The following is a 15,296-nucleotide window of genomic DNA, read 5'->3' as shown; positions in this document are numbered from 1 at the left end:
AGTTTTAGCGCTTTCGATGCTGTGTTAACGAGTTTGACCGTAGAACAACTATGCTCTTCACTCGTTGCCTTGCCTCATAAGCGCTAAATTCTCGCTGAGCGATCACATCTTTATACTAATTGGTATAACATATGTAACTGGCAGTTTATCAAGCAGCTAGCTAATCTAGCTATTTTTAAGAGGGCGAATACTAACATAAGAATAAGTTAAAAAGTGCTCAATAATCATGATTGTAGCAATCAAAGCAACATGTTACCTAGCCTTCATGACGCCAGCGCTATCTCAGTCGTCATCGCGATGGCTCCGCAGATCTATGGCACTCAACGAGTGATACCAAACAATATAGATTCTAATAATTCGAATAATATGGGCAAAATTTCGCTATATTCGTTCGATGTAATAGTTGTTAATCTCAGCTTAATCACCTCTTGCTACGACACACTATTGAGCACAATAGTGCTATGAGTTAGCAGGCTACACAAATTTGGTCTCAAGCGAGGAAACAGAAATGAAAGTATTAAGTCAATTTAGCGCCAGACCCGCAATGGACGGCGACGGCGTCAACATTCGACGAGTCGCCGATTTTCAGAACACCAAGTTCGATCCCTTCTTGATGCTTGATGAGATAAAATCCGATGATGAACAAGATTTTATCGGAGGTTTTCCACCGCATCCTCATCGCGGTATCGAAACCTTTACCTATATTCGTAAAGGTGGTTTCGAGCATAGAGATCAATTGGGTAATGTAAAAGCCATTCGTGCCACAGATGTTCAGTGGATGAGCACGGGCAGCGGTGTGGTGCATTCGGAAATGCCCTTGGCCGATGCAACCGATGGACTGCATGGCTTTCAGATCTGGCTCAATATGCCAGCAAAAGATAAGATGCGTCCTGCAATTTATAAAGACAGTACCGATACTCGTAACCCTGAAATCAGCAATAGTGATGGCGCTGTACTACGCGCCTTAGCGGGCGATTGGCAGTTTGCAGGGGAAAACACCATTAATGCTCCTGTACAGGGATTAGCAGGCCAAGGTATGGTGGCCGATCTCATGCTTAACCAGAACGCTCGCGCCAAGATTGATCTAAGTCACCGCCAATATGCGGGCGTATATCTATACCAAGGTAGTCTGATTAATACTGAGCAGAATGAAACCAAACAGTATCGCGAAGGCCAATACCTAATCGTGGACAGCCAAACTTTATTGAGTTTACAAGCAGGTGCACAGGGGGCTGGCGCATTAATCTTTGCGGGAGATCCTATCAACGAGGAGATCGTCCATATGGGACCGTTTGTGATGAACACTCAGGCCGAAATCCGTCAGGCGATTGAGGACTATCAAGCCGGACGTTTCGGCGCCATCTAAAGCCCCTCTATATTTATCAAAGAGCGCACAATAATGGTGTGCGCTTGATCAATTCAATTAAGTCGTTTACAGCCAAACACCAACATCGCCCTGATTGCATTAACACTTACTAAAGCAACTAAATATGTATAAATTGTTAACAATAAGTGAATTTTATTGCACTTTATTAGCTCTTTTACGCAAAAAATTAGTAATTTGTTTAAAAGTAATACTAATAAACTTGAACCGTATCAAAATTTAACACATCGAAGCTGTGGTAATTTTTAAGTCATCCTTAACTTAGAGAATATTTGATGAAATTACTTCCGCTATTTAAACCCCTGCTTTCATCACCGATAGCACAGTGTATTTTACTCCTAACGGCACTCTTTACGCCTTCGGCATTTGCAAATGCAGCCGAAAGTGCAGAACAAGTGTTAAATCTCACCGCGTCAGGCGCGGGCTATGCTGCAGTGGCCATCTTCGTCTTAGCCTATCTGTTAGTTATGGGTGAGGAGGTGCTGCACCTTCGAAAGTCGAAACCCGTATTAGTTGCGGCAGGACTTATCTGGGGCATTATTGGTTTTATTTATGTGCAGCATGGAATGTCTGAGCTCTCAGAGGCCGCCTTTAAGCACAATCTACTTGAATATGCCGAGCTACTGCTGTTCCTGCTTGTGGCGATGACGTATATCAATGCGATGGAAGAACGTAATCTTTTTGATGCACTACGTGCATGGATGGTGGGACGCGGTTTTAGTCTGCGTACCGTTTTCTGGCTAACGGGATTCATGGCATTCTTTATTTCTCCCATCGCAGATAACCTGACAACAGCGCTATTAATGTGTGCAGTGGTGATGAAAGTGGGTGGTGACAATAAGAAATTTATCGCCATCGCTTGTATCAATATTGTGGTGGCTGCCAATGCTGGCGGTGCCTTTAGTCCCTTTGGTGATATCACCACCTTGATGGTATGGCAAAAAGGCATGGTCCACTTCGGCCAATTTATCGACCTGTTTATCCCCTCTCTGATTAACTATCTCGTGCCAGCCGTAATAATGAGCTTCTTCATTGTTAACACGGTTAATCAAGCCGAGGTCGAAAATGTGGCAATGAAACGCGGTGCGCGCCGAATTGTTGCACTGTTTTTGATGACTATCGCAACCGCCGTATGTACCCATAGCCTATTGGGTTTACCTCCCGTCCTCGGCATGATGACAGGACTCGGCTTTCTGCAGTTTTTTGGTTTTTACCTACGTAAGACCTTCCCTACGGCGGTAGTTAAGGCACGTGAGCAAGCTGAACGAGACAATAATATTAAGCGTCTAGAGCAACTCGGCAACGTTGTACCTTTCGACGTATTTGCTCGTATCGCCCGTGCCGAATGGGATACCTTACTCTTTTTCTATGGCGTAGTACTGTGCGTTGGTGGCCTTGGGTTTATGGGCTATTTAAGCCTAGTGTCTGAAGGCATGTACACCCATTGGGATGTCACCTACGCCAATATCGCCGTCGGCATACTCTCTTCTATCGTGGATAATATTCCTGTGATGTTTGCGGTGCTCACCATGAATCCAGATATGGCATTAGGCCAGTGGCTGCTAGTGACGCTAACCGCTGGTGTGGGTGGCAGCTTGTTATCGATTGGCAGCGCTGCTGGCGTAGCCCTTATGGGACAAGCACGTGGTACCTATACCTTTATGACCCATTTAAAGTGGTCACCAGTAATTGCCCTAGGATATGTCGCCAGTATATTGGTGCATCTATGGCTGAATTCGGCGCTGTTTTAATACCAATCCGTATCACAAAGTACGCTTTGGCTAATAAAAAAAGGGACCATAAATAGGTCCCCTTTTTATGCGCTGCGGTTTCTACGCCAGAATGAGGAAACCAACAAACGCAAGCCCTGCAGCAATAAGAGCATAGGGAAGCTGAGTCACCGCATGGCTGACAAGGTTACAATCTGAACCTTGAGCGGCCAGCACGGTAGAGTCGGAATAGAAACATGCTTGACTACCAAATGATGACGCCGATAACAGCGCGCCGATCACTAACGGAATATTGGCATCAACCGCCTGAGCCAGTGGCATGACAATCGGTATCGAGACCGCAAATATGCCCCAGCTCGATCCCGTTGCAAATGCCAATATCGACATGGTTAAAAACACCACTGCAGGCAAGAGTTGTGGGGTCATAAATGGACTGAGATTACCAATCACATACTGTGGCAACATCAACTTGTCACACACATCTTTAAATACAAAAGCCGCGATAACAGTACCAATAGCAGGCAACATAGACTTAAAGCCATCGAGCATCTGTTCCATCATCTCAGATAGTGGCATTAGGCGCTGCACAGCGTAATAAGGCATGGTGATCGCCAATGTGGCAATCAAGCCCTTAAGCACATCGATATCGAAATACAGGGTAAAACCCACCAGCAATAAGATAGGCACGAAGAAATTATGCAATTTACCGAAGTTATCAGCATGCTTAAACTCATCTTCGATCGCCTTCACACCATAATCATCAGGGGTTTGCACCTCATCAGGATTGCCTTGCTTTAAAGCCGGTTTCCCCTGAGCCGCGGCTAACTGCGCTTTCTTCATCGGGCCAAATGCAGGCACTATTCCCAAAATAACTAACAGCACCATAAACACGGCAAGCCAAGCGTAGATCATATAAGGGATCGCTGACATATAAACAGCAATACCTTGCCCTTCACCGGCGACTCCGTTATCGACTAACAAACCGCCAAAGAACACCGCCCAAGTTGAAAGCGGCACTAATACACAGATAGGCGCCGCTGTAGAATCAACAACGTACGCCAACATCTCACGAGACACCTTAAACTTGTCGGTGACTCGCTTCATGGTTGAGCCAACGGTCAACGCATTGAGGTAGTCGTCGATAAAGATCACGACACCAAGGATAAAGGTCATAAACAGTGATGATTTAGGTCCTTTGGCAAATTTTAGCGCGTAACGACCAAATGCCATCGATCCACCGGTTTTCACCAACAGCGCGATCAATGCACCGAAGCCACCACATACTAAGATGAGCCAGCCAATGGTTTCATCGGCCATCACGGATAATGAGATATCAGAAAAATTGCTTAGCACTTGATCGGGTTGATACATCACTAGACCGACTAACGCACCAATAATTAATGAGAGGATTGGACGGCGTAACCAAATAGCTAACACCAAAACCACCACAGGTGGGATAAGACTTAAGGCTGTCGGTTCAGACATGGCTTAAGGTCCTTCTTAAATTGAGCCAATATGGCAAACTAATTTCACTAGGCGTGATTGAATAAATTTTCAACAACGCTTAATTGCTGCTTTATTATGGACATACCACTGATCACAAGCTGGAGATCAATGCCTTTTTGTGCACCCTAGTTAAAACATCGGCGGCAAAATAATCCTCAAAGCAAGCTGAGTCAATAATAAATATTTATTTGGATAAAAAAATATTTTCACCTTAAACACAATCAAAGCTAAGCGACTGAAAAATAAAAATATAAGAAAGTGTTAAACGAGTAACCAATCACCATGTGATTCCCGTGGTTATTCACCTAATCTGCTTATCTAAATGTTTATTGGCTGGAAGGTGTGATTTGAGACTCAAGTGCTAGAGGCTCGAAAATCGATTTAAACATCGATGTTCCATTGCAGCTCAGCACCTTTAATCACAATTTACAATGAGAGAGATGACAATCACAAATAGCGTGTTAATCTGCCACTGGTGTCAATCAATGGAGTATGACAATGACAAATTCTACCACCCCTGTACATCCAACTGCGGCTATCAAACCTGCTGTATCGGCTCGGCCTATTATTCTTGATTGCGATCCTGGACATGATGACGCGATATCACTCATCTTGGCGTTAAGCAGCAACCAACTCAGCCCATTGGCAGTTACCACCAGTGCGGGGAATCAGACCCCAGATAAGACCCTCAACAATGCGCTACGCATTCTAACCTTACTTAACCGCTCTGACATTCCTGTTGCCGGCGGCGCAATAAAACCTTTAGCGCGCGAACTGATCATTGCCGACAATGTCCACGGCGAAAGTGGTCTAGATGGCCCTAAACTACCCGATCCCGCTTTTGCGCCTGTTGAGCAAAATGCGATTGAGTTGATTGCACACAAAGTGCGTCAAAGTAGCGAACCCGTCACGCTTATTCCATCGGGACCGCTCACTAACATTGCGCTGTTTATTGCCAATTATCCTGAGCTACACCACAAGATTGAGCGTATCGTTCTGATGGGTGGCGCTGCAGGTGTTGGCAACTGGACTCCCGCCGCAGAATTTAATATTTTCGTCGATCCAGAAGCTGCCGATATGGTATTTAAATCTGGTATCCCTATTACCATGTGTGGCCTAGATGTCACCCATCAAGCACAGATCATGGATGAAGATATTGAGCGGATTCGTCAAATCCCCAATCCTATCGCCCAATGTGTTGCAGCGCTGCTAGACTTTTTCATGATTTATCATAGAGACCCTAAATGGGGCTTTACTGGGGCACCATTGCATGATCCTTGTACTATTGCTTGGTTACTCAAACCTGAACTTTTCAACGCGCAAGAGTGTTGGGTGGGCGTCGAAACCAAAGGGGAGCATACCCAAGGTATGACCCTAGTCGACCGTTATCAACTCACAGATAAACCTGCCAACGCCACAGTGTTATTTGATATTGACCGTCAAGGGTTTGTCGATCTTATCGTTGAATGTTTAACCGCTTATAACCAATAAGTCACTCATAGAGTAGGAGGGAAAGCCCTCCTACTTAGGACAAGGAACCCATGACTAGACTACTTATTTTAGGCAGTGCTAATGCCGATCATGTAATGAATCTGGAATATCTCCCCAGCGCCGGACAAACCTTGTTAAGCCAAAACTACCGTCTCGAGCATGGTGGCAAAGGAGCTAACCAAGCTGTAACTGTTGCTCGCCTGCGAGACCCCAATACTCGGGTCGATTTTATCTGCCACCTTGGTGACGACGCCATAGGTGAAGCCATGGCGAATTCTTGGCTCAGTGATGGTATTCAGTCTGATGGGATCAACACACAATCGGATGTTGCAACAGGAACGGCGATGATTTTTGTCGCCAATAACGGCGAAAATATGATTGGAGTATCAGCGGGAGCCAATGCTTCTTTAACTCCCAAAGCACTTGAAAAACACCGCCAACTTATCATTGATGCTGACTATCTGTTAGTACAACTTGAAAACCCAGTGGTCACTATTATTGCCGCCTTAGCTTTAGCAAAAGAGCATGGTGTCACCACCATTCTTAACCCTGCGCCTGCCACGGTATTAGGGAAAGAGCTATTTGGTTTAGTGGACATCATTACCCCCAACGAGACCGAGGCCGAAGCACTAACGGGAATCGAAGTCACCGATGAAGAAAGTGCTAAATTTGCGGCGCAGATGCTACATCAACTAGGCCCAAAAACGGTGATCATTACCTTAGGTCAACAAGGTGCGCTGCTAAGTTGCGAGGGTTTTAGTGGCATCATCCCCGCGGTAGAGGTCAAGCCTATTGATACGGTAGCGGCGGGTGATACCTTTAACGGCGCATTAATGGTTGCCCTGAGCGAAGGTAAAGATATGGTTAGCGCGGTAAAATTTGCCCACCAAGCTGCCGCTCTGACAGTGACCCGTGAAGGCGCTCAACGCTCTATTCCTTATCGTCACGAAATCGCTAATTAACGAGCCTCACGACAATCGAGTAGCAATTGACGAAAATGGCCACCGAGATCTTGACTCGCAAACTCGCCGCCAGAACGGGCCAATTGTTCCACACTCAGCAAGGCTTGCTCTAAGCCTTGCTGCTCAACCAAGACTGACGCATAAGTGGCTAAATCTGCGCCTTGCTGCAACAGTGAGATGATCTGCGACAGACTAAACTCCTGCTCCATTGCTCCTTGAAGGTCGCTCATTAATTCGGTAATTTTTGTCGACTCCGCTAATGCACCCTCGACACTGACAAGCTGACCTAAGGGATCATTCGCTAATGTCGTTGCGATGCATTGAGACAAAGAGCCCGCCTTAGCGCCACTGGCAACCACATCAATACCTTGGCTACGGATCTCATCGATAATGCTTTTAAACTGTTGATCTTTATCCAGCCAAGCTTGTTCTATTTGTGTCTTGTCACTACCAATAAAACCGCAACTAGCAAGAAAAAGGAGCCCAAACACTATCATTGATTGCGTTATCGTATTCATCTATCGCCACTCCTTCAACATATAAACGATTAACCTGAGTTCAGGTCATTTAACTTTATTAGCAATAAAAAAATAAGTATAGGAACTCATACCAATCAGCCCCCAAATACCGCCCTATATTGGCTCAAAAAAAATACGACACCCGCTCATTTTTTGATTGATTTACCAGAAAAACAGGCGTAATGTTCGGCGATCTGAGCAAAGATGCTTAGCCTCAAACAGCGAGTTCATCGATGCACAGAATAGGTGGAAAACTTAGGTAATAATAGAGGATATTAAATGAGTAAAAATCGCAACAGGAGCGGTGCTATCTCCCACGATAGTGGTCGCGGAATAATTAAAGACAATGCCCTAAAGGCTATCGTTACCAGTGAGTTATTTAGAATGCGCACTGAGAAGCCAAGAAAAGGCAAAGGTTCATATAACCGCAAACAACAAAAGGGGCAAATGCTGAAGGGCGTTGCCCCTTTTGACTTTTTAGGCTTGCGCGTTTTGGCAGCCTAACGACTCATTAATTAAAGCCACACATTAATTGTAACAACGCCGCATAATCCCATAGCAATAAAAGTTAAACTCAGTCAAAATCAGCCTTTATCACTATTTGCTTAATCAACTCACTTAGCAAGTTAATCATAATAGCTAATCGTCGTCAGTAAGGACGCTGTTGTATATGTCATCTCAATCGGTTCTTCCCAAATTAGTCCCTATCTCTTTTTTGGCTGTCGTGTTGATCTGGTCCACGACACCACTGGGCATTGTATGGAGCAGTGAGTCGGTACATCCAACCATGGCGGTTCTGCTGCGAATGGTAATAGCACTGGTGATTGGCTCAATGATCATTTTGTTTTCTAACATCCGCCTACCTTGGAACAAAACAGCATTTAGACTCTATGGCTTCTCCTCGATAGGCATTGTTGGCGGCATGCTGCTGAGTTACTTTGCCGCGCGTTATCTGCCGTCGGGCACCATGTCACTCATTTTCGGCCTATCACCTTTGCTTTCAGGGCTTTTGGCACAAAAATTACTTAATGAACCCAAATTCAGTCGGATGAAGATTATCGCGTTGGTGGTGGCATTCACGGGGTTAGGTGTCGTCTGCTCAGCAAAGCTGTCACTTGCAAGCGACAGCTGGATAGGCCTAATGCTTATCTTGTGTGCCGTATTTTTGTTTAGCCTAAGTGGTGTACTGATTAAGACGGTTAACATTGCCATTCACCCTATCGCGAATACCGTGGGCGCCCTGCTATTTTCAACCCCTCTATTTGCATTAGCCTGGCTGCTATTTGATGGCACAGTTCCAATCGATACTTGGTCATTACGGTCCATGGCGGCCATCATCTACTTAGGTCTGTTTGGGTCATTAATCGGCTTTATTGCATACTTTTATATTTTGCAGCACCTCAATGCTAGCACGGTCGCACTAGTGACTCTTATCACACCTGTATTTGCCATGGGGTTAGGTGCAGTGCTCAATGGAGAGACAATAACCGATGCGCTAATCATTGGTGCAGGCCTAGTACTTGGCGGCTTAGGCCTATATCAATTTGGCGATAAATACCTCAGCAAAGGCTCATCGGCACTAGAGGCAACCAACAACAGAAAATAGGCACTCGCTACTTTCATCCTAGAGCGCTTTGCTCTCGACGGGTATGGGGGCAGGTTTGCAAATCACAACAGCGATACTGCCGCTGCAACTTGCGAATATAGTTGATACGTTGACGATACGCTTCACTCTCAAGGTACAGCGCCTTATTCACCACAAAGCCTAAATCAGATACATGACAGGTTTTCATATTCAGCTCCTTATCTATTGACCTAAAAGGTCATAGAGACTGGGACTACTAGACAACAATAATCACAGCATAAGTCGTACCAAGATAAGCTTAAATGAACTAACTCACTTATATACTGGGATATAACAGACTTATTAATGGATACGTTGAATATGACCTAACCGATCAAGTGTCAAAGATCTGAGCCAATCACTCCTCTTCTGCAATGGAGATGTGCATTCTGCTAATGTCGCGGTTCCATAGCTGAATAATTTTTCGTGTTTTGTCCTTATTCCAAAAACATTTACCAAAAATGATAATGCCAGCCCCTTCAAGATCTCGACGAGCGCTCACCGCAAAACGCTTCTTCAGCTCAGCGTTAAAGCCATCGATGGGAATACCGACATCTTTGCAGTCGGCGGGATTGAGCCAAGACATCGCCTTATCACTATGGGAAATTGTCCCCCAATACATGCGTGGCGCACCATTTTCTGTAGGCTCTGCCTCACTAAAATTAACGAATAAATTCTTGGCGCGCCAACGGTATTTTTCATCTGTATACACCCAAAGATCCGATGAGGCCAAATCGCTACCACGTAATAAGCTATGCAGCAGCTTCTCTAAGCCTTCGCTGCCAATTTTAGGATTAGGCTCAAGCGGTTTTTCAGCCACATGATAGCAAGGTTTTGACTCATTGATGTCGCTCTTGATGCGCTTTTTAGGTGAGGATGTGTCAAGGGCTTTAACGTCAACCTGACTTGTTTTCACTTGTTTATTAACAGGAAAATGAGATCTCGGCACCTTAGTGAAATCGATAATGAGCGCTTCGCTATCGACGATAAGCTGATTCACCTCAACCGCATCAAGCTCCTCTCGCTGACGACTTAAAGAGGGTTTAAACTCGCGGCAATCAAGCTGATGATAACGAGAGCCAAAGCAGGCCGCTTTACCATCGCTTGAAGCTTTCCTGAAATAGGCTTTACCATCACATACAGGGCAATATAGATGCTGGCGTAACCGTTCCATTTCCGCTTCATCTAGGGCTTGAAACCTAAACACCGAATAGGTGACCTGAGGAAGATCATCTATCCGGCAAATCGCATCTAACATTGACTACCTCTGCATTAACACTCATGCCAGCGTTAAGGATGTAGATTAAAATGAGTACACCTTTAGATGAGTGCAACCACTCGCTAAAAAGCAACTCACCAGCCTCTCACTTATCGCCCGTTTCTTGGCTGTCGCCTGCTAAAATCCCCTCTTGCTCAGCGACCTCTCCATTGCCTAGCCAGGTAATAAACAGCTCATACCAAATGGCCAAGATCACCGCGCCTAAAAAGAGACCAATAATCCCAGCCGTCAACATACCGCCAATAGCGCCAATAAGAATAACGGGCATAGGCACATCGACACCACGCCCCATCAACATAGGTTTAAGGACGTTATCAGATAAACCACCGAGTAAAACCCATATACTAAATATGGTCGCCGATGTGCCGTCCATGGTTGAATATGCATATCCAATCAACGGGAGCACGATAATTAGTGCAGGGAGTTGAGCGATTCCCATAAACAGCACAACCAAGGTCAGCAACCCCGCTAGCGGAATACCAAAAACGAATAACGCCAAGCCCATAATCATGGTTTGAATAAACGCGACACCGACCACGCCAAGTAACACGCTACGAATCGTCGCAGCCGTTAGGCTAGTCCATGCTTTGGCATCAGGGCCAACAGCCCTAACGGCAACTTTACTCACCGCGCTAGCACATGACTCTGCATTTGCCATAAAACCAGCAGCGATCAACAGGGAGATAATAAACATCACTAAGGTTAACAGACTGCTACCAATAAGCCCCGCGAGTGTAGAAAATGTCGATTTAATTTCTGGCAAAAATTGTAAAATGGCCTTCTCTACATTACTCGCAATCGAACTCCACCCTTCAAAAAGCTTGTCGCCAATTAAGGGGATCTCAGCCACTCTTTGAGTTGGACCTGGAATATTAATGTTGCCGCTTTGCAGTACCTCTATGGTACGTGCCACACCATCAAAAATAGAACCGCTTACCACAACAACAGGCGTAACTAACAGGACAATCCCCAGTACAGCTAATACTACTGCCGCTAATCCCCTACGCCCTTTAAAGGCACGTTCGAGACGATGAGTTAATGGCATTAACGCCACCGCGATAATCGCGCCCCATAAGACAGGAATAACAAAGGGTCTAACAATATCGTATGTCCATACAATTAAAATGAACAACAACCCGATACGAATTGCCGATTCCATCATATTGCTAACAAACCACTTTCTTTGTGCACTTAGATCCTGATTGTCCATAATTCATTCCCTACTATTTTTAGTTTGCGATAAACCCGTACTGACTAAACTTGCAACAACAACTGCCATGTAAAACACACCAACAATTGCCTCCATGTAAACCATAACCTGAGCAAATGGCGTTCTTGGACTAATATCTCCATAACCTAAGGTCGTTAATGTTACAAAACTAAAATAGGTTAATTCCGATAGATTCTGCCTCCAAGGTCCTCCTTCGATGCCATTAAAGGCCTGAGGAGATACAACAAAAATCAAAATATAGATTATCGACCAGATCAATCCAATCAATAGAAATAGCACAATTGAGCCAATAATTTTATTGGCATCAACATGACCAACAAACAGAATTTGCCGCGCTATCGATCGAAACGTTCCCCAAAAAAATGCCATCATCAAAACCAGTGTCAGATAATCGAGCATTTCGATAGCAAATAGACGATAAATTAGGGTTGCAGCAAGCCAGCAGATGATGAGACTCACCATAAAACGGGTCCACGCCTTGTCGAAGCGTAAACTCAATATACACACCCCAAATGTCAATAAGGTGAAACCCTCGACAATATATTCAAGTATCCCCTCGGGCATCACATTAACCAAAGAGGCACTGATCAGTAAGGCAATAAGCGCCAGCGCGGTATAAATAAAGTTGTTACGTTGAGTAATTTTTCCCGACATTTAATACTCCTCTTGTCAACACAAGGATGCCGCTAAGCCTTTTTATTCGCAAGTTCAACAACGCTCAGTCCCATACTAAAAAGGATGATCAACCATGATCCACAAATTCGTCCCCTCCTCAGATTGAGCGATATCGGTTCGAACCACTAAACCCGCCATCATAGCGCGCAGCGACACGCCATAGTCATACTTAACATCTTTTAGTAACTCACTGGCTCGATAAGACTCACCAACGCGACCAACCTCCACAAATCCGACTAATTGCAGCCAATCGAGATGCAGAAAACGCAGCCAATTAATATCGGCAATAGGGTTAGCCCTCAGGGTATAACGATATTCCGCCGTACCATAAATAACCGCCTTATCATGAAAGCGATTTTGATCATAACCACGCATGCGATAGAAGCCACCAAGCCGAGCGCCCTCATTGTAAGGGGCATTTCCAAAAACGGTTCGAGCGCCCATCTCGTTATATTTCAACTCCCATGAGGGTGAATATCCAGTCCAAAAGTTAAGCGCGACAACACGTTGACTGGCATATTTAGAACTCCCCAAGGAGAAATATTTACTCATATCTAAGTTGATAAAAGTCCATTCGTGGTCAGACTCAAACCAAGCCGCATCATGAGAAATAGACAAATACTGACGACTGCCATAAGAGGGATTAATAGGAAAATCTGTGTTGTCGTAGAGTATTCCCAGTTCAAGCGCATGGATGGTACCATCTAAGGTGTTGTGTTCAAACTCGAAGCTTTGATAGCGATTAAACTGCCTGAGCACAAGTACTGTAGCTCCGCTCTCAAGTGGATTCCACACTTTACCGCCACTAGGCTCTGATACCAGTAAACCACCCTCTAACTGATAACTCACTAGACCACTCTTTTTGGTTGCCCCCCAAGGCAGGGCGTACTCAAGTTTAATGTCGAACCAATTTGACGCGCCGTCTGCTTCAAGGTACTGCTCATTAGAAGAATCATTGCTACCAGGCAAGGGTTGATCTGGTGGCACAAATTGCCCACCCAATCCAGTATAAGCACGTTGATTAGGGTAATAGCCAAACATGCCATAAATGCTTAAAAACATTCTATCTGTATTTGGAAGAGCATAATTCCAAACACCGCCAGCGATACCTCGGCTAACATCGCCACCAAACGCGGTTCCCCCTATCGTCATCTGCTCCTGATAATACCCGCTTAACATACCGCCAACCCCAAGGTTTAATCCCATGGACTCAGTATTAAACAAATAGGGTAGCACTAGCTCCTCTTTCGCTTTATCAGGCATTTCGGCGCGATTAATAGCAATTTTAACATTTGCGGCAGGAGCCGCCTGAACGAAAGGGAAAAGGCTGCAACTAATCACCAACAATCCAACAAAAGCCTTACAACGCGGCCCCATTATACTCTCCGAATAAATGCTAATAAAAACAATATAACCTCATACCAATTAGTATAAAGATGTGATGGCTCAGCGACGATTTAGCACTAAAGGTTAGCGCTGATGAGGCAAGGTCTTTAATTGCTCCCCGGTAACAGCCCCATGCGTTACCCCACCTCCGATATCCATAGCGTCGTGCATTAAAGACATTCACAACATCTGATCTCCTTGAATGGAGGGAATGTCTTAAATATGTCAGGAACATGCAAGACCTTGTTGTTTGCAACGAGTGAAGCGCATCCTTGAACTCGGGGCAAACTCGCTAACACTGCTCAAAAGTGCTAAAACAACCTTGAAAGATCTACAGGATCTAAGCTTAATCAAATATAAATTACTGTCTCACTCTCAAAGTGATCATGACCGGCGCATGATCGGTACTGTGACTATCAAGCGCATACTCAGGGTTAATCAAATGACGCTCATAGGTATGATAATGTTCAACCTCTGCAAGACACTGATCGTTATGTGGGTCAAATTCACTCGATAACAATATGTAATCGATCACCGCCCCTTGATTTTGATGATAATGAGTTGCAGGCCTAGCAATCGCTGTGGGGCAATAATGAGAGTCTTCAAAAAGTTGATACGCATCTTGTAAGCGGTATTGTTGAAACTCTTTAACAGAGAAACAAGTTAACAAACGGGTATCCTTTGAGGTAAGGCCCATCAGCACACCATCATTAAGGCTGTCATTAAAGTCGCCCATCAATACAACGGCATTTTGCGTTTCTGCGCGGCGTTTGGCAATAGCATATCTAAGCAAACTCGCCTCACTGCCTCTAACGATGGCAGCGCTCCATTTAGCGGCGGCTTCAATGGCAAAACTCGGTTGCATCTCAGTGATATGCTCGCCTAATAACTCTAGTCCCTGTTCAACGTCAAATTGCCCGCGCTTAGATTTAAAATGCACTATGTAACAGTCACATGAGCCAATAAAGGGTAAAGCAACTGTCGCGCGTAATGGGACACGACTAAATTGAAAGGTATCACTCAACCCCATTAGCGCTGCTAACTTGCTATCAGGCTCACAAGGTGCAACATCGACGATTTCATACTTAGACGCTAGTGCCACCACTGGGCTGCGATAGATAAAGCCATCGCTGACCTCGGGTTGATCAACAACAGCGAAATAGGGATAGCCAGCCGATAACGCTAAATTTCGCAAGGCATCGATAGAAAAAACCTCTTGAAACCCGACAACATCGGGTTGATGGATTGCTAAATACTGAATGAGCCAGTCGCACTTTTTCTGCCACTGTTCATGGGAGTAAATATTAATAAAATCATAATATGCATTGGGAGGCGCTAGAAAATTAAACAGATTAATAGTGGCAATTTTTAAGCGTTGCTCTGCGATTAAATCAATAGACAATCAGCCTCCTTTCGCGCTCAATCAACGCCCTCACCTCATCCACCAAAAGAGTTCTCGGTGAGCTCAATGAAAGTAATGCGACCGCAACCTCAAACATGATAACCATGG

General features: G+C 44.9%; 14 protein-coding genes. 6 read left to right on the top strand and 8 right to left on the bottom strand.

Annotated elements, in window-relative coordinates; translation table 11 throughout:
• Positions 1-508 precede the first annotated feature (508 nt).
• On the top strand, positions 509-1,366 hold the full coding sequence (locus K0I62_RS03460) for a pirin family protein (protein WP_220070141.1): 858 nt from the start codon (positions 509-511) through the stop codon (positions 1,364-1,366).
• A 293-nt stretch (positions 1,367-1,659) separates the two neighbouring features.
• Positions 1,660-3,135, top strand: coding sequence for a sodium:proton antiporter NhaD (gene nhaD, locus K0I62_RS03455; protein WP_220070140.1), 1,476 nt, complete (start codon positions 1,660-1,662; stop codon positions 3,133-3,135).
• An 81-nt stretch (positions 3,136-3,216) separates the two neighbouring features.
• Here nhaD and K0I62_RS03450 read toward each other — a convergent pair whose 3' ends face one another.
• A complete protein-coding gene (locus tag K0I62_RS03450; protein ID WP_220070139.1) occupies positions 3,217-4,599 on the bottom strand; it encodes a Na+/H+ antiporter NhaC family protein in 1,383 nt (460 codons plus the stop codon).
• 519 nt (positions 4,600-5,118) lie between these two features.
• Between K0I62_RS03450 and rihA the strand changes: the two genes are divergently transcribed.
• Positions 5,119-6,111, top strand: coding sequence for a pyrimidine-specific ribonucleoside hydrolase RihA (rihA, locus tag K0I62_RS03445; protein WP_220070138.1), 993 nt, complete (start codon positions 5,119-5,121; stop codon positions 6,109-6,111).
• A 50-nt stretch (positions 6,112-6,161) separates the two neighbouring features.
• Entirely contained in the window at positions 6,162-7,073 is a 912-nt protein-coding gene (gene rbsK, locus K0I62_RS03440; RefSeq protein WP_220070137.1) for a ribokinase, read from the top strand.
• On the opposite strand, the gene K0I62_RS03435 is transcribed toward rbsK, so the two are convergent.
• Positions 7,070-7,591, bottom strand: a complete 522-nt coding sequence (locus K0I62_RS03435; protein ID WP_220070136.1) for a hypothetical protein — start codon at positions 7,589-7,591, stop codon at positions 7,070-7,072. The two genes, rbsK and K0I62_RS03435, sit on opposite strands and share 4 nt — an antisense overlap.
• A 279-nt stretch (positions 7,592-7,870) precedes the next feature.
• Between K0I62_RS03435 and K0I62_RS03430 the strand changes: the two genes are divergently transcribed.
• Both K0I62_RS03430 and K0I62_RS03425 read left to right on the top strand, forming a co-directional pair.
• Positions 7,871-8,095, top strand: a complete 225-nt coding sequence (locus tag K0I62_RS03430; RefSeq protein ID WP_220070135.1) for a ribosome alternative rescue factor ArfA — start codon at positions 7,871-7,873, stop codon at positions 8,093-8,095.
• A 166-nt stretch (positions 8,096-8,261) separates the two neighbouring features.
• A complete protein-coding gene (locus K0I62_RS03425) occupies positions 8,262-9,197 on the top strand; it encodes a DMT family transporter (protein ID WP_220070134.1) in 936 nt (311 codons plus the stop codon).
• A gap of 13 nt (positions 9,198-9,210) precedes the next feature.
• Here the strand turns inward: K0I62_RS03425 and K0I62_RS03420 are convergent, their stop codons facing one another.
• From K0I62_RS03420 to K0I62_RS03395, 6 genes are all read right to left on the bottom strand, one after another.
• Positions 9,211-9,384 (bottom strand): hypothetical protein, encoded by a 174-nt coding sequence (locus K0I62_RS03420; protein ID WP_220070133.1) that lies wholly within the window; start codon positions 9,382-9,384, stop codon positions 9,211-9,213.
• 189 nt (positions 9,385-9,573) lie between these two features.
• A complete protein-coding gene (locus K0I62_RS03415; RefSeq protein ID WP_220070132.1) occupies positions 9,574-10,473 on the bottom strand; it encodes a hypothetical protein in 900 nt (299 codons plus the stop codon).
• 106 nt (positions 10,474-10,579) lie between these two features.
• Positions 10,580-11,704, bottom strand: a complete 1,125-nt coding sequence (locus tag K0I62_RS03410; RefSeq protein WP_220070131.1) for an AI-2E family transporter — start codon at positions 11,702-11,704, stop codon at positions 10,580-10,582.
• Between the two features lie 3 nt (positions 11,705-11,707).
• Positions 11,708-12,379, bottom strand: coding sequence for a potassium channel family protein (locus K0I62_RS03405; protein ID WP_220070130.1), 672 nt, complete (start codon positions 12,377-12,379; stop codon positions 11,708-11,710).
• A 75-nt stretch (positions 12,380-12,454) separates the two neighbouring features.
• Positions 12,455-13,741: a BamA/TamA family outer membrane protein gene (locus K0I62_RS03400; RefSeq protein ID WP_258405076.1), complete on the bottom strand. Its 1,287-nt coding sequence runs from the start codon at positions 13,739-13,741 to the stop codon at positions 12,455-12,457.
• 406 nt (positions 13,742-14,147) lie between these two features.
• Positions 14,148-15,188, bottom strand: a complete 1,041-nt coding sequence (locus K0I62_RS03395; RefSeq protein ID WP_220070128.1) for an endonuclease/exonuclease/phosphatase family protein — start codon at positions 15,186-15,188, stop codon at positions 14,148-14,150.
• Positions 15,189-15,296 lie beyond the last annotated feature (108 nt).

This window comes from Shewanella psychrotolerans (genome assembly GCF_019457595.1).
GTDB lineage: Bacteria > Pseudomonadota > Gammaproteobacteria > Enterobacterales > Shewanellaceae > Shewanella > Shewanella psychrotolerans.
The sequence above is the reverse complement of the archived record's forward strand: the minus strand, read 5'-3'. Positions and strand labels throughout refer to the sequence as shown.